The following is an 18850-nucleotide window of genomic DNA, read 5'->3' as shown; positions in this document are numbered from 1 at the left end:
GCGCAAAAATAAACAAGTAAGCCAATGTCTTTAAATTGTGACAATCATATGTCAGATTTAATTTACAGGTTTTCCTTGCACCAACGGGGCATTTCGCGCTAAAGATGAGCGGTAGATGCTTATTCACGCCTTGGGTGCAAAGTGGAAGATTTCTCACAAACACGCCAGTTCAGCCTCAAGGATTTTGTGCCTTTCCAAATGGCTGTCATCGCAAGCGCCCTGTTTCAGAACCTGATGCGGGATGCAGATTTACAGGTTCCAGAATGGCGCATCATGATGGCTTTGCCTGAGAATCAACCCTGTTCCTCGCATGATCTATGCATTTTGACCGCGATGGATGCCGCACGCGTCAGCCGCGCACAGCGTCGCCTCGAAGATCTCGATATGATCAATGTTTCGACCGATGCCGTGGATCGCCGCCGTTTGGTGGTGCGCCTGTCCGAAAAAGGGAATGAGGAAATCCGCCGCCTTCAAGCCGCCGCTCTAGAAGCGGAAACCGATCTTCTAGACCGCCTCGGCCCAGATGAACGCGCCCAATTGCGCACAGTCGTCTCTGATCTTTACGCGCGCGGCTAATCAGCCAAGATTTTCTGCAACAGCCGCCCGTCTGGCCGCTCCAATTCCTCGATCACATCGAAGTGATGCAAGCCCGCTAGATGCATCGCTTCAATTTCAACACCAGCGCCATGCCAAATATTCGCCAAAAGATCATTTTGACGGATGAATTCGGGCCGCTCATCGCCCCCCACGGCGGCAACGAATCGCGCGGTCTTTCGCGGCAGCAACAATGCGGGGCTTTCCCGCATGGCTTCCTCTAAGGTCAAACGCAGGTCTTGGTTGATCTCTGTGTTCAGCAAAGGCCGTAAATCATGCACGCCCGAGATTGACATCACCTGAACCACGCGAGAGGCGACCGCGTCAGGCAAAACGCCTTCGCACATCATACGGGTGGCTAAATGCCCGCCTGCCGAATGGCCCGTGATTCGGATTGGCCCCTCCACCAAACCCGCCGCATGGCAAACAGCGCGCATCGTTTCATCGGTGATTTGAGAAATCCGCGCCTCGGGTGCGAGTGTGTATGACGGCAGGGCCACGGCTTGCCCCGCGTCTCGCAGGGCGCGGGCCAAATGGCTAAATTCGCGCGGCGAGAACCGCCGCCAATAGCCACCGTGAATAAAAATAGTCAGGCCTTTGGACGCGCCATCAGGCATGAATAGATCAAAATACTGGCGCGGGCCTGTCCCGTAGTGATGCGTGACGGGCGGATATGCCGCGCGAAAACTGGCTGCGGCCTCTGTCCAACGTGTGATGAACCCATCTGCATCAGGGATATAGGCCCCGTTTTGATAGGCATCATCGAAATCTGTAATCTTAACCATGGCCGCCTCGTCTGCGTGAATTCGCCTCACTTTTGCACAGGATAAGAAATTGGCAAGGGCAAGCACTAGTTGCGAGTCATTCGCAACTTCTTGACTTTTTGCGAATGATTATCAATATCATCTTCGTGGCAGCAATGATTGCCCGCAAGGGCCTATGTCTTTCGATATTGGAGAAGCCTTCATGCGTTTCCTACGCATTTTGACAATGATGATGCTGCCCGTTCTGGCCGCCCCCGCCCTTGCGCAATCTGCACCCATCAAAGTGGTCGCTACCACAGGGATGATCGCAGATGCCGCCAGTCAGATCGGGGGGGATTTGATCGAATTAAAGACCCTCATGGGTGCGGGCGTTGATCCGCATTCTTTTCGGCAAACCCGTTCGGATATTCTTGCATTAATGAATGCGGATCTAATCCTATGGAATGGGCTTTATCTTGAGGCGCAACTTGAGCCGCTCCTGCTTGATCTTGGGCAATCCCGCACTGTTGTCGCGGTGGCAGAGGCTATCCCACAAGACAGATTGCGCAGTCATCCAGAGTATGAGGATCGATTTGACCCCCATGTCTGGATGGATCCGACCCTATGGCGCACAGTTGTTTTAGCCGTGCGCGATGCATTGAGTGCGTCATATCCCGCAGGCGCGGCGATTTTCGAAGCGAATGCCGCACAGCATTTGGCCGAAATTGATCGCCTAGCCACCTATGCCCAAAGCAGCCTCTCAAGCGTTCCCGAAGCAGCACGGGTTCTGGTCACAGCCCATGATGCCTTTGGCTATTTTGGCCGCGCTTTTGATTTCGAGGTTTTGGGCATCCAAGGCATCTCGACCGCATCAGAAGCCGGGCTTTTGCAAATCTCAACCTTGGTCGACACGCTGGTGGCGCGCCAAATTGGGGCCATTTTTGTTGAAAGCTCTGTATCTGACCGCAATATTCGCGCCCTCCAAGAAGGTGCGGCTGCCCAAGGTCACGCGGTCGCCATCGGGGGCGAGCTTTATTCAGACGCGATGGGGCCAGCAGGCAGCTATGAAGGCACCTACATCGGGATGTTGGATCACAACATCACCACCATCACCCGCGCCCTTGGGGGCACAGCCCCTGAAGGTGGGATGAATGGCGCATTAACCCCTTAGCGGCAAGGAATTGGCCATGTTACGGCTTCATCAGAACGACCAACCCCTCGATCCGCAAAGCCCGCTGGCCATACGCGGCCTCAGCGTCAGCTATGGGGAAAAGCCCGCGCTTTTCTCGGTCGATCTTACGGTGGCGCCCCGCTCGATGACGGCCATCATCGGGCCAAATGGCGCGGGCAAATCGACCTTGCTTAAAGCGGCGCTGGGGGTCGTTCCGCGTCTCTCAGGGCAAGTGTCGATTTTCGGACGCGCACTGGCCTCTGAACGCCACCGCATTGCCTATGTGCCACAGCGCGCCAGTGTCGATTGGGATTTTCCTGCGAATGTGCGCGATGTGGTGTTGATGGGCCTTTATGGAAAAATAGGGCTTCTGCGCCGTATCAGCCGTGACGATCAGGCCATAGCCGAAGATGCTTTGGCACGGGTCGGGATGCAGGATTTTGCTCATCGTCAAATCGGCCAATTGTCAGGTGGACAGCAACAGCGGGTCTTTCTGGCCCGCGCCTTGGCCCAAAATGCTGATCTTTACCTTTTGGATGAGCCTTTTGCAGGCGTTGATGCTGCGACCGAAGCGGCCATCATTGCCGTTCTCAAAAAGCTGAAAGATGAGGGAAAAACGGTTGTTGCGGTGCATCATGATCTTTCAACTGTAACCACATATTTTGACCATGTCGCGATGATCAACACACGCCTCATTGCAGAAGGGCCTGTGGACCAAGCCTTTACCACCGCCCATTTGCAAGAGGCCTATGGCGGGCGATTGGCGACAGCGCAAATTGATCGATTGCGGGAAGCGGGTCACTATTAGACATGGGTATCATGGCCTTCACACTGAACTATAATGTCGCTTTGGTCATGTTTGGCGCAGGCGTTTTGGGCGTTGCCGCAGGGGTGACAGGAACGTTTATGTTTCTGCGCAAACGCGCCTTGCTATCGGACGCGATCAGCCACGCCACCCTACCTGGCCTCTGCGGGGGGTTTATGGTGATGGTCGCCTTGGGCGGCACTGGGCGCGCATTAGAGGGCTTATTGCTTGGCTCTGCGATCAGCGCGGCACTTGGCCTATTGGCGGTTAATTTCCTGAAATCTCGAACAAGATTATCCGAGGACGCCGCAATTGGCGCGGTCTTGTCGAGTTTCTTTGGGTTGGGGGTCGTCATGTTGACCCTGATCCAAAACATGAGCGCGGGCCGCCAAGCAGGCTTAGACCAACTCTTACTCGGCTCAACCGCTGCAATGCTGCGTGAAGATGCTGAAATGATTGCAATCGGGGCAGCGTTGGTTTTCATGGCGGGTCTTGTTCTGCATCGGGCGATGACCCTCACGGCGTTCGATGAAAACTTTGCCCGCGCGTTGGGATTGAACGTGCCCCTGATTGATGCGGCGGCCATGGCATTGGTTTTAGCCGTAACCGTTGCGGGGTTGAAAATCGTGGGTCTGATCTTGATCGTTGCCTTGCTGATCATCCCCCCTGTCACCGCGCGTCTCTGGAGCAACCGCGCCGCCTATATCTGGCCCATTGCGGGCGCAATTGGCGGGGCATCGGGCCTGATTGGCGCGGGCCTTTCAAGCCTTGCCCCCGATTTGCCCACTGGCGCCATTATCGTTTTGGTGGCTGCGGGATTTTTTCTCATTTCGCTTTTGGTTGCGCCCGCACGCGGGGTCTTGGCCTCCGCGATGCGGCACCGCAAATTTCAACGCCGTGTGCATCGCAGACAGGGCTTGCTTTCCTTGGCCCAAGGCTATCGCATTCTGGAGCCCTATACCCGCAAGCTTTTACAGCGCGAAGGTTATGTGCGCGCCGATGGGGTGATGACCGAACGCGGCCAGTCTGCAGCCATAGCAGCACAGCGCGATGAGGCGCGTCTGGCCTATTTGCGCAGCAAACCCGATTATGCCGAATTTCTGTCGCGCCATGACGGGTTGAGCGACCTATCCCGCGCCTTCACCCGCGATGAGTTAGCCCATATCGACACAAGATTGGAGGACGCGTCATGAACGGCGCTGAATTCGTGCCCCTTTCGCTTCCGCCGATTCTCATCGGCATCTTGGCGGCAATCGCCTGTGCCCTGCCTGGAAATTTTTTGGTGCTGCGCAAGCAGGCCTTGATTGGCGATGCCATCAGCCATGTGGTTCTGCCTGGGATCGTGCTGGCCTTTTTGGTGACACAAGCCCTAGACGCTTGGGCGATGCTTTTGGGTGCAGGTGCTGCGGCCCTCTTCGCGGTCGTGATGATTGATGTGATCAAACGTGTCTCGCGCATTGAGGTGGGCGCAATCATGGGCGTGGTCTTCACCACCTTATTTGCGCTTGGTGTTTTACTTCTCGAGCAAAGCAGCGCGTCTTCGGTTCATTTGGATGTCGAACACGCACTGATGGGAAACCTTGAAAGCCTGATCTGGCTTGAGGCACGGGGATGGGCCTCGCTGCTTGATCCTGTGGCGCTTGCGGGCCTGCCACCAGAACTACCCCGCCTGGCCCTGACTTTGGTGCTGATTGTGGTGCTTTTAATCATCTTTTGGCGGCCTTTGACCCTATCAACCTTTGATGAAGGCTATGCCGAAAGCCTTGGCTTACCCGTGCGCGCCATCAGTCTTGGCCTTGTGATGGTCGCTGCTTTGGCCGCCGTCACGGCCTTTGATGCCGTGGGCTCTATCATCGTGATCGCAATGTTCATATGCCCCGCCGCCGCCGCACGTTTGATGACGGATCGTTTGCGCAGTCAAATTTGGTGGAGCGTGGGTTTTGCCACGCTCTCGGCAAGTTTGGGATATGTTTTGGCGGGATATGGCCCGCTTTGGATCGGCCTCGAGAACTCCGTCAGCGCCGCTGGTATGATTGCGGCAGTTTCGGGATTGATCTTGGCGCTTACCGCCGTGTTCGGCCCAAAACGGCGCGCAGCCACCGCCTAAGCCTAAGACAGTTTGCCGCCGCTTTCCCGAGGCAGACAGTCGCTTTCACCCTTGAGTTGCAGGGCCCCAAAGGTTACACCGATCTCGCTTCGGTCTCAGTGTTGGTGACAACATTGGGTGAAAAGGGAACGCGGTGTAAATCCGCGACTGCCCCCGCAACTGTAAGCGGCGAGTGCGATTGGCATATGCCACTGCGGCCCCAGATGGGCCACGGGAAGGCCCGATCAAACAACGACCCGCGAGTCAGGAGACCTGCCGAGGTGATCACCCTGTCCAAGCGCGGTGGGCGCAGCGGGCAACGGACAATTCCGTAGTGGTGGCACAAATCGCCGTCTGCGGAAGGGCCAACCCTCCAATGACCATTCACTTTTGCGCAAGGCATGTGCCTTGCCACCCATTCGTAATTGGAGAGCAAAAATGCGCCCCTCTTCCACTCTGAGCCTCGCCGCGCTGTGCGCAGGTCTCGCCGCCACACCCTTGGCCGCACAAAATGTATTCACCCTTGATGAACTGGTCTTTTCCGCAAGCCTCACCGATGTCGCGCGGGATCGGACGGGGGTTAGAGTGAGTCGCTTAACCGCGCGCGACTTGGCCAATGGAGGTCGTCTGCAATTCTCTGAATTTCTCGAAACGCTGGCCGGTGTCAACGTAACGCAATCAGGCCCCATCGGAACCAGCGCAACCCTCCGCATTCGTGGTTTGGACAGCAAATATATCCCTGTCCGGATCAATGGAATTGACGTGACAGATCCGTCCTCAACGCAGACGCAATTTGACTTTGGAAAGTTGACCTCTTCTGGCATCGCCTCGGCTGAGGTTCTCTACGGATCACAGTCTGCAATTCTTGGTTCTGGGGCCATTGGCGGCGCGGTTAACATCACGACAGTCGATGCGCCTGACGAAATTGGTAGCGAAATTGGTTACAATCTTGAGGTGGGCAGCTTCGAAACAATGCGCACAGGTTTGACTTATGGAACCCGATTTGAGCGCGGGTTCTTAGCCGTGAGCCTGAGCAATACAAATACAGAAGGCTATTCAGCCGCAGATGAGAACGCAGGCAACGCGGAGGCGGATGGATTTGAATCGACCGACTTGAACCTGCGCGGCGAGTATCAGGCGACAGATACTCTAACATTTGGCGCCAGTGTTTTGGCGCAGAATGCCAATTTTGAATTTGACGCATCGGGCGGTGTTGGTGGGGACGCTGCACGTTTCAGCGAGTATGAACTGCTTGCGGCGCGTCTTTTTGCCCTCGCTGATTTTGGCAGCAGCACCCATGAATTTGGAATTGAAGCCTCGCGCACAACCCGCACTGATCCCTCTGCGCCCGCTGGACGGCGCTTCTTGTTTGAGGGGCAGCGCGAGAAGCTAACCTATTTGGGGGTGCAATCGCTAGACAATGGTGACACGATCAGCTTTGGCGCGGAGGCCATGACGGAGCGGTATTTTTCTACCGATAATACAAGCCCCATCCACGCCGATTACGAAAGCAATTCTGTTTTTACAGAATGGCTCACCTCACCCCTGACAGACCTTGATATCTCAATCTCTGCGCGGTTGACCGACAATTCCCACTATGGGTCAAAAACCACTGGTCGCGTTGCGATTGCATGGCAAGCGGGCCCATCAAGCCTTCTGCGCGCCTCCCTTAGCACGGGGTTCCGCGCACCTTCATTAAACGAGCTATATGGGCCATTTGGCGCGAACGCCGCCTTGCAGCCAGAAACCAGCCAATCCGCTGAAATTGGATTTGAACACGTGATAGGCAGAGTAACATTTGAAGCAGGGCTGTTTCAGACCCGCATTACGGATTTGATCCAATATACAACAGGTTATAACCAAGTGCCTGGAACAAGTCGCACCGATGGGTATCAGTTGGGCCTCTCTTACATCTTCCTGAATGATGCAGGAATTGATCTGAATTATACATCCACAGATGCCCGCGCGGCAGATGGCGCAAGGCTCGCCCGCGTGCCGCGCCATGATGTATCGTTGAGCGCGTCCACGCCCTTGGGGCAACGAACCACTGCGGGCCTGTCGCTGCAATCAGTCTCTGATCGCCTTGATACGACAACACCGCTTGAAGACTACACAGTTCTCAACGCTAACCTGACCTATACCTTGGCCAATGGTGCTGATCTGTTCATGCGCATTGATAACCTAACAGATGAGCAATACCAAACCACCCGCGGTTACGGTGCTTCCGACCGCGCATTTTATATCGGGGTTCGTGGCACGTTTTAGGCTCATATCGCTTTGCATGGCGGCGCTGATGGTTACCAGTGCCGCCGATGCCCAAACCGCACCTTTGCGTGTGGTGTCTATGAACCTTTGCACCGATCAACTGGCCATGATGCTTGCCGATGAGGGGCAGTTGATCTCGGTGTCCGATATTGCGACCGATCCCAATATGTCACCTATGGCAGAGGCGGCGCGGGCCTATCCCATCAACCACGGGCAGGCAGAGGAAATCTTCCTCATGCGTCCTGATCTGGTTGTGGCGGGGCGATATTCCGATCCTGTGGTCTTGGATATGCTACGCCGGCTTGGCATTGCCACAGCGCAGATTGATATTGTCTCCAATCTGGATCAGGTTAGCGACCGCATCCGCGAGATGGGGGAAATTCTTCACCAAACTGCCCGCGCGGGCGAGTTGGCAGATGCATTCGAGGCAGATTTGGCACGATTGCGCGCGGCCCCGACTGGCCCGCGTGCAGCGTTTTACTACCCCAACAGCTATAGCCTTGGCACAGGCACGCTCAGCCATGAAATCATCACGATTGCAGGGTTTCGTCACATTGCCGAAGAAATGGGACGCAGCCGATCAGGGCGGCTTGATCTGGAATTGTTAACATTGGCGCAGCCCGATCTGCTCATCCATGCCGAGCTTTATTCAGGCAACTCCCGTTCCGAAGAGGTCATGTCACATCCCGCCCTCGCCCATCTTGGCGCGATGCGCACGCAATCCAATGCGGATTGGGTCTGTGGCACCCCTGTCGTCCTGCGCGCGATCCAAGATTTGCGCGCCCTTCGCGCGAGGATGGAAGGATGAGCGGGGTGTCGCAAAAACTGCTTTTCACAGGTCTTGGCCTGGTGGTGGGGCTTTTGACTTTGGCCTCGCTCTTGATCGGCCCCGCTGGGTTTTCTATTTCCGACAGCCTTTCCGCGCTCTTCGGCGGCACAGGCGATGCTGTCAGCCTTGTGATGCAAGAAATTCGCCTACCTCGCGCCTTACTTGCGATCATGGTTGGGATAAGTTTGGGGCTCTCAGGAGCGGCTTTGCAGGGCTATCTGCGCAATCCCTTGGCCGAACCTGGATTGATCGGTGTATCCTCCTCGGCCGCATTGGGGGCAGTGGTCACTTTGCAAACGGGTCTGGCCGCACAGGTGATGTTTGCTTTGCCGTTTTTTGGCCTGTTCGGGGCAGGCGTTGCCGTGGTGCTGCTGCTGCTTTTGGCGGGACCACGGGGTGGGTCACTTACCCTTATCCTTGCGGGGATCGCAATCAGCGCTTTGGCTGCGGCCCTGACGTCACTTGTGTTGAACCTGTCGCCAAACCCTTTTGCAACGTCTGAAATCGTCTTTTGGATGTTGGGATCATTGGCAGATCGCAGCTTTTCTCATATCACCATTGCCCTGCCCTTTATGGTGTTGGGATGGATATTGATCTTGTCCACGTCACGCGGGCTAGACGCGCTGATCTTGGGCGAAGATGCGGCCGCATCTTTGGGCATCAACCTGACCCGCTTGCGGTGGGTTTTGGTTTTAGGGGTCGCGGCCTGCACAGGGGCGGCGACATCCGTGGTTGGGGCGATTGGATTTGTTGGTCTTGTTGTCCCGCACATCCTTAGGCCATTTGTGGGCGCACGCCCCTCACGGCTTTTGCCCGCATCGGCGCTTGGGGGCGCAGCACTTGTCTTGGCCGCCGATATCGCTGCGCGCATCATCTTGCCTGATCGTGACCTAAAATTGGGTGTGGTCATGGCCATCATCGGCGCGCCCGTTTTCCTGCATTTGATCTATCGCACAAGGCGGGCCGAGCTATGACCACATCATGTCTCAGCTTGCAGGATTTCACGGTCCATCGCGGGGAATGCCCTGTTGTGGATCGGGTCAGCACTGAATTGCGGGCAGGCGATTTGGTTGGCCTGATTGGCCCCAATGGCGCAGGAAAGACCACCTTGATGCGTGGCGCGCTTGGACTTTTGCCGCATCAAGGCCACTCATCGCTGAGCGCATTGCCCGCCAATGCGCGCGCCCGCGCTGTCGCATGGCTGCCGCAAACCCGCGAAATTGCATGGCCTGTATCAGTGGAAACCTTGGTGATGCTGGGCCGCGTTCCACATTTAGGCGCGGGGCAATCCCCACGGGCCGATGATCACGCCGCCGTCTCTGAGGCCTTGGCCGCAATGGATTTAACAGGGTTTGCCACCCGCCCTGCCACGGCCTTGTCAGGCGGTGAGCAGGCACGCGTGCTTATGGCGCGGGCACTTGCACAAAACTGCCCACTAATCATGGCCGATGAACCCGTTGCAGGGCTTGATCCGCGTCACCAGATTGCCACGCTTGCCCATCTGCAAAGCCTGACGCAAAGCGGCAAGGCCGCGCTGGTCTCGCTGCATGATCTGGGCCTTGCGGCGCGGTTTTGTGATCGATTGATCCTCATGGATCGCGGCCAAAAAATTGCCGAAGGCCCGCCCGAGGATGTGTTGACCGAAGATCATCTTCGCCGCGTTTTCGGCATCACCGCGCATATCACCCAATCAGAACAGGGCCTGATCTTCCAAGCCTTGGAGGTTGTCGAATGACCGCGACCCTGACTCATCCATGGCTGATTTGGGATCTCGGCAAACCGCATGCCTGTCTCAGCTTTGCCCCCTATCGGGGCGGTTTCGTCTCTGCCCAACAGATTGCGTGGCGCGAGGTGCGCAATGCAGATTTGCCGCCCGATTTTGATGTGATCTCGTGGCTGGAGGGCCAGGTTGACGAGAGGCTTGACCACGCGGATCAGGCAATCGCGATGCTGACATCGCGCGATATCCGCTTTCACCATTTTGACACGGCAGTGGTTGGTGAGACAAAAGCAGAGGCATTGGTGACCCTTGGCCTTTCAAATGCTGAACGCATCGGCCACCGCCGCCTTGCCCACCCTGAAGAGTATGGCACGATCAACATTGCTGCCCGTCTCAATCAGTGCCTAAGCGAAACCGCGATGATTGAAGCACTGACCATTATGGCCGAGGCGCGCACAGCCGCCGTCATGGAGGCGCGCTATGAGGTCATGGTCAGCGGCGCGCCCGTCATTGCCACAGGAACAGGCACGGATTGCCTGACCTTGGCCTGCGTCCAAGGCGAAGATCTGCAACACGCCTATGCAGGACTGCACACAGAAATCGGTCACGCATTGGGACGCGTGGTTTATGATGCTGTGCGGACAGCCTGCGACACCTATCTCAGCGAAGAGGCAACGGCATGATCGAATTACTTCTCAAAGGCGGCCCAATCCTTATGTTGATTGCAGCGCTTTCTGTGGTCAGCCTTGCGGTGATCCTGTGGAAGATCAGTCAGCTTTTGCGCCTTGGCGCGCTTCGCTCAGGGCAAAACACCGATGCGGCAATCTCGCGGTGGTGCGCAGGTGAGGATGTCAGCGCCGTGCTTGCGGCGCGCAGCGGGATGCGCGCAGAATTTGCCAGTGATGCGATCCGCCTGCGCGAAAGCGCCGACTGGGATGAAAGCAGCCGCAAGGAAGAAATTGCCCGCATCGCCCGCGCGCGGCTTCAAGAGATCAGCGCAGGGTTGCGTGCCTTGGAACTGGTTGTGACGATTGCGCCACTTTTGGGCCTGTTGGGCACGGTTTTGGGCATGATTGACGCATTCCAAGCCCTTCAGCTTGAGGGAGGGAATGCCGACCCTGCCACGCTTGCAGGGGGGATTTGGGCCGCCCTTTTAACCACCGCCGCAGGCATGGCCGTGGCGATCCCAGTTGCGATGTGCCTGACATGGTTCGACACCATCCATGACAAAATGCGCCACAGCTTTGAAGATATCGCCACGCGTATTTTTGCAATCAAAGGCCCCGCGGCATGAGGTTAGACTTTCACCAACCCCGCATCGGCAGACGCAAGGCTAGCCTTGCGCCGATGATTGATGTGGTGTTCCTGTTATTGATTTTTTTCATGCTCGCCGCACAAATGGGCCGCGACAGCGCCGTATCTATGCGTCCCGCCGCGCCCAACGCAAGCACCACCATGATTTATGAAGGCCCACCGCGTTTGGTTACACTCGGGGCCGATCATCTGATGCTAAACGGGCAGGTCATAGATGCCGCTGATCTCATCCCCGCATTGCACAACCTGATCCAAGAAGATGGATCCGAAGCCGCACAAAAAATCATTCTGCGTCCTGAGGCGGGTGCAACGGTTCAACAGTTGTTATCCTTGATGGCCGCATTGCGGGCAGGCGGTTTAGACAATCTTGCGGTGATTGAATGAGACTTACCCCCCCACAAAGCCGCAGCAGACGACACTTGGCCGATCTTGATATGGTGCCGATGATCAATGTCGTCTTTTTGCTTTTGATCTTCTTTCTCACCAGCGCAACCTTACGCGCTAAGCCGCCTGTGGAACTGACCCTGCCCGTGTCACCCTTAGCCGAAGCATCAGATCCCGCGCGCGATGCGGTGCTGTATATCGCGGCGGATGGTCAGTGGCACTATGGGGCCGAACAGGGCCGCGAGGCTGTGTTGGCGGAACTTCAATCGGCTCTGTTACAAGGTGCAGAGACTGAATTTACCCTGAAACTAGCGATGGATGCCACCTTACCCGCCCAAGATTTGGCGCGCGCTTTGGCGGATTTTGCCGCGATTGGTGTGGGGCGTGTCGACCTCATCACCCGCGCAGGGGGTGCCCCATGATCCGACTTGGCGCGCAAATATTTGGGTTTCTTACCCTATCGCTTGGGCTGCATCTGGGTGCGGCCACTTGGATTGGCGCAGGGGCGCCGCAAAACATGGTCGGGGATGAAGCGGCAGGCGATCACGGGCATGCGCAACTGTCGCTTTCGGCGGCCCCGCAAGATTTGGCGGCCCTTGTTGATCAATGGTCACGGCCGCCCGAACTCAGCCAAGTCATACCAGACGTCCCACCGATGGCTGCCCCATTTGCGCCCATGCGCCCAGAAATTGCACCGCTTGCACCGCCAAACCTGACCGAACGCCGTCCTGATTTGGCACCGCAACTGCAAGAGGTGGCACCTGCGCTAGAACCTGAGGTTCCAAACGCACCACCGCCCACCGCCCCCGCACCGCGCCCTGCAACACGCGCAAGCGGTGGGGCCGAGGCCGCACCAACCACCACAACCGCCGTCACAAACAGCGAAGATCAGGATGTGATCATGCGCTTGATGTCCCATTGGGGCAGCGGAATTTTACGTCAATTAGAACGCAGCCCCAGCCGCCCACGCGGGCGCGGCGCAGCAACCTTGCGGCTTGTGATTGATGCCGATGGCCGCCTTCATGATGTTCGAATTCTGGCGGGCACGGGCCAAGCTGATTTGGACACAGCCCTCTTGGCTTTTGTGGCAGAGGCAAGCCCATATCCACCCGCACCAGACGGGATTAGCGCCGCACGATATAATTTCGATCTGCCCTTGCGCCTGCGCTAGCCCGCCGCGCTGTGCAACGGGGCAAAACGGCCTATGTTTTGTCACGACAGCTCACGGGTGAATTATGCTATTAGAACTGGGCAATGTCTCAAAATCCTTTGAGAGCGGTGAAGGTCAGGTCAACGTCTTGAGCGACCTGTCCTTACAACTGGGCGCAGGCCAGAGCCTTGCATTGACGGGGGAAAGCGGGGCGGGAAAGTCTACCCTGCTTCACTTGGTGGCAGGTCTGGAACGGCCCGATCAGGGCGAGATTCTGATCAAGGGCCAAGATATTACGAAATTGGATGATGGGGGCTTGGCGGCCATTCGGCGTCAGTCGATTGGCCTGGTCTTTCAACAGTTCAACCTGATCCCCGCTTTGACCATTGGTGACAACCTTTCCTTTCAAGCGCGGCTCGCGGGTCGATATGATCGCGATTGGATCGCGCATCTGTCACAAAACCTAGGCTTAGAGACGCTTTTGGCGCGCTATCCAGAGGAGATTTCAGGCGGACAACAACAGCGGGTTGCCGTTGGCCGTGCCTTGGCACTGCGCCCTGACCTTATCCTTGCGGATGAGCCAACGGGAAACCTTGACGAAGAAAATGGCCAAGCAGTGCTATCACTTTTTTTACGACTGATCGCGGAAAGCGGGGCGGGTCTTTTGATGGTCACCCATTCGGCGCGCATTGCCGCCGCCTGCGAGACGCGCCGACATCTCTCACGCGGGCAGTTGCAGGCATTCGATCCATGAACCGCGCCTTGATCCTGACCACCCTATCGGCACTTTTGGGCCATTGGCGCAGACATCCCTTGCAGGTTTTTGCGCTGATTGCGGGGCTTGCACTGGCAACGGCACTGTGGTCGGGGGTTCAGGCCCTCAACGCTGAAGCGCGCGCAAGCTATGCCCGCGCCGCGAATTTATTGGGACAAGATCAATTTGACCGCATCTTGCGCCAAGATGGCCGCGCGATGGATCAAGCGATCTTTTCCGAACTGCGCCGCGCGGGCTATCTTGTTTCACCGCTTCTTGAGGCACGGCTTGGCTCTGGCCCGAATGCCTTACGTGTGCTTGGAATTGATCCTCTGACCCTGCCAGTCGCGGCACTTCCCGAACGCCTGCAATCTGGCAGCATCGCCGTTACGGATATCCTTTTGGACGGTCAGGTGTTGATGACATCAGACACGGCATCCCGCGGCCTGCCCCCTGATTTGACCGAACACGCGCGCAGGATCTTGGGCAATGCCCGCTATGATGACACGCTCGCAACGGGCTTGGTCATCGGCGACATCGCAACAATCGCACAGCTTGTGGGTAAGATGGGGCCAACCGCGTTGATTGTCTCAGCACCCCAGCCTTTTGGCCTTGCGCCGATTGACACTTGGCTTGCCTCACGCGGTGACTTGATCCTTCAGCAGGCCGAAACCAGCAATGATCTGGCACGGCTGACAGATAGCTTTCATCTCAACCTGACGGCCTTTGGCTTTCTTGCCTTTGCCGTGGGTTTGTTCATCACCCACGCCACCATTGGTCTGGCCTTTGAGCAACGCCGCACAAGCCTGCGGGCCTTGCGCGCGCTTGGCGTGCCATTGGGTGGGTTGATTGTGCTTTTGGCTGTAGAGCTTGGGGTTTTCGCACTTGTGTCAGGCATCCTTGGTCTTGGTTTAGGATATGGTTTGGCCGCAACTCTTTTGCCAGAGGTTTCCGCAAGCCTTCGAGGGCTATACGGCGCCGATATCGGCGCAGTGCTGCAATTTGATCCGATGTGGGCCGTTGCTGCCCTAGCCATGTCTGTGATCGGGGCCGCGATTGCGGGGGCATCTGCGCTTTGGCGGGTGGCGCGCTTGCCGATCTTGCGATCAGCGACACCGAATTCATGGGCACAAACCAGTGCCGCCTTGCGCCTTATCCAAGCCCTTTTAGGCCTAGGCCTTTTGGCCCTATCTGGCCTTGTTGTGATCTTTGGCAGCGGCCTAATGATGGGTTTTATCGGTTTGGCTGCGCTCTTATTGGGGGGCGCATTGGTTTTGCCCTTTGGCCTATCGGTGCTTTTGGCGGGCATCGCAACACGGGTCAGGGCCCCGTTTATGCACTGGGCCTTAGCTGATATGCGTCTGTCTTTGCCTGCCTTATCCCTATCTTTGATGGCGCTTTTATTGGCGCTTTCAACGAATATTGGCGTATCCACCATGGTTGGCTCGTTTCGAGCCACCTTTACAGGCTGGTTGGATCAACGGTTGGCGTCCGAGCTGTATTTGACCACCGCTTCCCCCGAACAAGCGGCGCGTGTCACCGACTATCTTACACCGCGTGTTGACGCGATTTTGCCCTTCGCCCTAGTAGACACGCGATTTGGTGGATTGCCCGCCGAATTGCATGGGCTGGTGGATCACGCCACATATCGGGATCACTGGCCATTTCTCGAGGCCCTGCCTGACGCGTGGTCACAGATGGCCAAAGGCCAAGCTGTTGTGATCAACGAACAACTCGCCCGCCGCGAAATGTTGGAACTGGGTCAGGATTTTAATGTAACCCCAAGCCTAACCCTGCCAATCCTTGGGATTTATTCAGATTATGGAAACCCCGAGGGGCAGGCGATCATTGGACTTGATCTGTTTAAGACGCTCTTCCCCGAATCCCCGCCTTTGCGCTTTGCGCTGCGCACTGATCCTGCAACGGTCACAGATTTAGCGGCTGACATCACAGAGGCTACAGGCCTTTCTCCGCAATCCATGATCAATCAAGCGGCGGTGAAAGACATCTCGCTGCGGGTGTTCGAACAAACTTTTCAAGTGACCTACGCGCTGAATGCGCTGACCCTTGGGGTGGCAGGGTTCGCCATGTTCACAAGCCTCTTGACCCTGTCTGAAATGCGTCTTGCGCAAATAGCCCCGATCTGGGCTGCAGGACAGCGGCGGCGGAACCTTGCCTGGGCCGAATTTTTGCGGGTTATCGCCTTTGCGAGCTTCTGCGCCATTTTTGCGCTGCCTCTGGGTCTTGCTTTGGCACATTACCTTTTGGCGATCATCAATGTTGAGGCCTTTGGATGGCGCCTGCCACTGCAAATCTTCCCTGCGGATCTGATCAAACTATGCGCCTTGTCGGCAGGGGCTGCGGCGATTGCAGCCTTATGGCCCGCATGGCAATTGGCGCGTCTCTCACCCCATCGGTTGCTTGGACTATTCGCCCATGAACGTTAGATCGCTACTTGCATTGGTTTTTATATGGATTGCCCCTGTCGCCCATGCTCAGGGTTTCGCGGGGCTTGGCCTCAGCGCCGAAGGATATGCGGCGGTCGATCCGAACCGACCGATCACATTTCCACAGGATCACACGGCTCACCCCGATTATCGAATCGAGTGGTGGTATCTGACCGCCAATCTAACCGATGCCGCAGGAAACCCGCTTGGGGCGCAATGGACTGTGTTTCGCAATGCAACCCGCCCCGCCGATGGCCAAAGCAATGCGTGGGAAGACGGGCAAATCTGGCTCGGCCATGCCGCTGTCACCCTGCCTGATCAGCATTATCACGGCGAACGCTATGCCCGTGGCGGCACAGGCCAAGCTGGGGCTTTACTAACCGAAAATCTGCTTGAGGTCTGGATAGATGATTGGGGATTGCAGTCTCTGAACTCGGCATCAGAGACAGATGCACTTGACCAGATCATTGTCAGCGCGCGCGGCGACACGTTTGCATATGACCTCACCCTCACGGCTCATGGCCCGCTCGTGCGCCACGGGGTGAATGGGTTTTCAGTGAAATCGAATGAAGGTCAGGCAAGCTATTACTACTCCCAACCGTTTTACGAGGTCAGCGGAACCATCACCTTGCCCGATGGGGCACGACAAGTGTCAGGACAAGCATGGCTTGATCGCGAATGGTCATCGCAGCCATTGGCGGCAGATCAAGCGGGATGGGATTGGGTGTCGCTTCATTTTGAAACGGGTGAAAAGCTCATGGGGTTCTCATTGCGCAGCCGCGATGAGACCCGATTTACCTCGGCCACATGGATCTCGGCAAATGGCCAACCCACCGCTTATGGTGATGGCGCACTGCGCATGACGCCTATTGTGACACATGAGGTGGCAGGGCGGGTTTTACCTGTCGGGTGGCACATCACCCTGCCAGAACAGAGACTAGATATCCGCACCAACGCGCTCAACCCCGATGCATGGATGGGCGGCACAATCCCCTATTGGGAAGGGCCGATTTTTAGCACAGGCAGCCATCTAGGGCGCGGATATCTGGAGATGACGGGGTATTAACCCGCCTGAAACAGCGGGAAGCTGGCTGCAAGCGCCCAAGCCAAAGACAGCCCAAGCGCCAAACCCATGCCAAGAACTGCCGCCTGTCCCCGCCCCAATCGGCCATAGACAAAGCCGAAACTGGCATAAAACAATAGAATCACAGGCAAGATCAGGATCAAAAACAACATCCGATCAAAATCCAATGCGACCGCAAGGCCAAGCGATGCCAAAAAGGCAAAACGCACCAAAATCCGTTTCCATATTGGCGCGCGGGCGGCGGAAATCAGCGCCGCATCCGCAATCATCGCGGGCAATGCGCCGATTAAAATCATCACAAATGGCAGCAGGCGTGCGCCCCCTGCCCAAAAACTGCCGACATAACGATCAAGATAAAGACCCATAAGACCAAGTGCGACAGCGCCAAACCCGATCCCAATCCACAGGCTGCGCAAAACCCGGCGCGGGGTTGGAAAAATCACCGAACCATGACCTGTGATCAGCAAAATCGCAATCGCAAGCCCCCCATAAAGGGCAAGGTGCAGCGCAAGGTAATCGGCAAGAATGACAGGCAAAAATGGCAGAGATGCCCCCCGTAAAACCACAGGCGTTATCAGCGCGGGCAGAAGCGCCGCCAACCAAAAGGCACGCGGCGCAATTGGCAAAACCCGCCTTGGTTTGCCGCTAAATCCCAAGGTCGCAAGCCCGCCGAGGGCCATCACAATCCCCGCAAACCCGCCCAAAATTATTGCGCCATAAGGCGCGATAGAGGGCGGGCTTGCGCGGGTGATGCCAAATTCTACATCATACCACGCAATCACCTCGGCAATGGCCGCGCGGGAATAGAGAATACCAACATGCTCGGTCATCGGCGCAACAAGGGCCGCGCGGGCGAAACCTGTCACATCACGAATGCGATCACCTTCGCTGGCGCCAATTTGTTGCATCACTGATTGCGCAGCCGCGCGCAATCCTGCCTCCCATTGGCCATTGATCATCAGGAGCGAGCGCGGCTCGTCAGGCGTAATCGCCAAGGAAAAGACCGATAATGCAGCGGTGGTCGCAACACGCGGATCCTCTATCGCTTGGCGGATGATGATATCACTGGCCATGGAATGGCCCAAATAGGCCAGCCCGTTTGCCCGCCCGACCGCGTCAATCGCGCGATCCGTGACGCGGGCCAGTTCCTCCATCAAATAGCGGGTTGTGCCATCTATCGCGGTGACATCGCCGCGCATCGGTTGGCGATTGCGGCCATGCCCCTCAAAATCGAAGCTAAAAGTTACATAACCCGCTTTGGCCAAAGATATTTGGTAGGTCTGCATCAGTTGACGTGACCCTGCAAAACCATGCGCAAGTATAATGACCGGCCCCGTGGATGCAGGGCGCTGCATCCAAGTCACTGGGGTGTCACCCCATAGCATCTGCTGCTGCACGATATCTGCGCGATCCCGCTCGAGGAAGATCACGGCGCTCAATGCGAGAAGCGCGCCCAGTATCAGGCCAATCACAGCGCGGATCATGCCAAGTCTGCCCCTTACCA

The 18850-nt window shown here is 56.9% G+C and carries 19 protein-coding genes and 1 riboswitch; of the genes, 17 read left to right on the top strand and 2 right to left on the bottom strand.

From position 1 onward, the window contains the following. Positions 1–141 precede the first annotated feature (141 nt). On the top strand, positions 142–576 hold the full coding sequence (locus AAC620_RS07925; RefSeq protein ID WP_317657010.1) for a MarR family winged helix-turn-helix transcriptional regulator: 435 nt from the start codon (positions 142–144) through the stop codon (positions 574–576). Here the strand turns inward: AAC620_RS07925 and AAC620_RS07920 are convergent. Next, a complete protein-coding gene (locus tag AAC620_RS07920) occupies positions 573–1409 on the bottom strand; it encodes an alpha/beta hydrolase (protein WP_340244078.1) in 837 nt (278 codons plus the stop codon). The two genes, AAC620_RS07925 and AAC620_RS07920, sit on opposite strands and share 4 nt — an antisense overlap. Before the next feature lie 151 nt (positions 1410–1560). Here AAC620_RS07920 and AAC620_RS07915 point away from each other — a divergent pair, with 151 nt between their 5' ends. The 16 genes from AAC620_RS07915 to AAC620_RS07840 all read left to right on the top strand — a co-directional run bounded on the left by AAC620_RS07915 (position 1561) and on the right by AAC620_RS07840 (position 17328). Further along, positions 1561–2508, top strand: a complete 948-nt coding sequence (locus AAC620_RS07915) for a metal ABC transporter solute-binding protein, Zn/Mn family (protein WP_340244077.1) — start codon at positions 1561–1563, stop codon at positions 2506–2508. 16 nt (positions 2509–2524) lie between these two features. Then, positions 2525–3316 carry a metal ABC transporter ATP-binding protein gene (locus AAC620_RS07910; RefSeq protein WP_340244075.1) on the top strand — a complete coding sequence of 264 codons (792 nt, stop codon included), beginning with the start codon at positions 2525–2527 and terminating at the stop codon, positions 3314–3316. Between the two features lie 11 nt (positions 3317–3327). After that, positions 3328–4506: a metal ABC transporter permease gene (locus tag AAC620_RS07905; protein WP_340244073.1), complete on the top strand. Its 1179-nt coding sequence runs from the start codon at positions 3328–3330 to the stop codon at positions 4504–4506. Further along, positions 4503–5420 (top strand): metal ABC transporter permease, encoded by a 918-nt coding sequence (locus tag AAC620_RS07900; RefSeq protein WP_340244071.1) that lies wholly within the window; start codon positions 4503–4505, stop codon positions 5418–5420. Before AAC620_RS07905 ends, AAC620_RS07900 begins: the two co-directional genes overlap by 4 nt. Before the next feature lie 73 nt (positions 5421–5493). Then, positions 5494–5694: riboswitch (cobalamin riboswitch) on the top strand. A 143-nt stretch (positions 5695–5837) separates the two neighbouring features. Then, positions 5838–7664, top strand: a complete 1827-nt coding sequence (locus tag AAC620_RS07895; protein ID WP_340244069.1) for a TonB-dependent receptor plug domain-containing protein — start codon at positions 5838–5840, stop codon at positions 7662–7664. 16 nt (positions 7665–7680) lie between these two features. Continuing rightward, positions 7681–8472 carry an ABC transporter substrate-binding protein gene (locus AAC620_RS07890; protein ID WP_340244067.1) on the top strand — a complete coding sequence of 264 codons (792 nt, stop codon included), beginning with the start codon at positions 7681–7683 and terminating at the stop codon, positions 8470–8472. A 5-nt stretch (positions 8473–8477) separates the two neighbouring features. After that, the gene (locus AAC620_RS07885; protein ID WP_445322457.1) at positions 8478–9467 is read left to right on the top strand and encodes a FecCD family ABC transporter permease; all 990 of its coding nucleotides are present in this window, start codon (positions 8478–8480) and stop codon (positions 9465–9467) included. Beyond that, the gene (locus AAC620_RS07880; protein ID WP_340244063.1) at positions 9464–10228 is read left to right on the top strand and encodes an ABC transporter ATP-binding protein; all 765 of its coding nucleotides are present in this window, start codon (positions 9464–9466) and stop codon (positions 10226–10228) included. The genes AAC620_RS07885 and AAC620_RS07880 overlap by 4 nt, the downstream gene beginning before the upstream one ends. After that, on the top strand, positions 10225–10896 hold the full coding sequence (locus AAC620_RS07875) for an adenosylcobinamide amidohydrolase (protein ID WP_340244062.1): 672 nt from the start codon (positions 10225–10227) through the stop codon (positions 10894–10896). The genes AAC620_RS07880 and AAC620_RS07875 overlap by 4 nt, the downstream gene beginning before the upstream one ends. Next, the gene (locus tag AAC620_RS07870; protein WP_340244061.1) at positions 10893–11507 is read left to right on the top strand and encodes a MotA/TolQ/ExbB proton channel family protein; all 615 of its coding nucleotides are present in this window, start codon (positions 10893–10895) and stop codon (positions 11505–11507) included. Before AAC620_RS07875 ends, AAC620_RS07870 begins: the two co-directional genes overlap by 4 nt. Continuing rightward, positions 11504–11911, top strand: coding sequence for an ExbD/TolR family protein (locus tag AAC620_RS07865; protein WP_340244059.1), 408 nt, complete (start codon positions 11504–11506; stop codon positions 11909–11911). The genes AAC620_RS07870 and AAC620_RS07865 overlap by 4 nt, the downstream gene beginning before the upstream one ends. After that, positions 11908–12333, top strand: coding sequence for an ExbD/TolR family protein (locus AAC620_RS07860; protein WP_340244057.1), 426 nt, complete (start codon positions 11908–11910; stop codon positions 12331–12333). The genes AAC620_RS07865 and AAC620_RS07860 overlap by 4 nt, the downstream gene beginning before the upstream one ends. After that, positions 12330–13082, top strand: a complete 753-nt coding sequence (locus AAC620_RS07855; RefSeq protein WP_340244055.1) for a TonB family protein — start codon at positions 12330–12332, stop codon at positions 13080–13082. Before AAC620_RS07860 ends, AAC620_RS07855 begins: the two co-directional genes overlap by 4 nt. A 64-nt stretch (positions 13083–13146) precedes the next feature. Next, the gene (locus AAC620_RS07850; protein ID WP_340244053.1) at positions 13147–13815 is read left to right on the top strand and encodes an ABC transporter ATP-binding protein; all 669 of its coding nucleotides are present in this window, start codon (positions 13147–13149) and stop codon (positions 13813–13815) included. Further along, complete coding sequence (locus tag AAC620_RS07845; RefSeq protein WP_340244051.1) at positions 13812–16262, top strand: ABC transporter permease; 2451 nt, start codon at positions 13812–13814, stop codon at positions 16260–16262. Before AAC620_RS07850 ends, AAC620_RS07845 begins: the two co-directional genes overlap by 4 nt. Then, complete coding sequence (locus AAC620_RS07840; RefSeq protein WP_340244049.1) at positions 16252–17328, top strand: lipocalin-like domain-containing protein; 1077 nt, start codon at positions 16252–16254, stop codon at positions 17326–17328. Before AAC620_RS07845 ends, AAC620_RS07840 begins: the two co-directional genes overlap by 11 nt. Here the strand turns inward: AAC620_RS07840 and AAC620_RS07835 are convergent. Further along, positions 17325–18830 (bottom strand): alpha/beta fold hydrolase, encoded by a 1506-nt coding sequence (locus AAC620_RS07835; RefSeq protein WP_340244048.1) that lies wholly within the window; start codon positions 18828–18830, stop codon positions 17325–17327. The genes AAC620_RS07840 and AAC620_RS07835 overlap by 4 nt on opposite strands. Positions 18831–18850: the final 20 nt, after the last annotated feature.

Origin of the sequence: Roseobacter sp. HKCCA2468 (assembly GCF_037805105.1) — a bacterium.
In the GTDB taxonomy this organism is placed as follows: domain Bacteria; phylum Pseudomonadota; class Alphaproteobacteria; order Rhodobacterales; family Rhodobacteraceae; genus M30B80.
The sequence above is the reverse complement of the archived record's forward strand: the minus strand, read 5'-3'. Positions and strand labels throughout refer to the sequence as shown.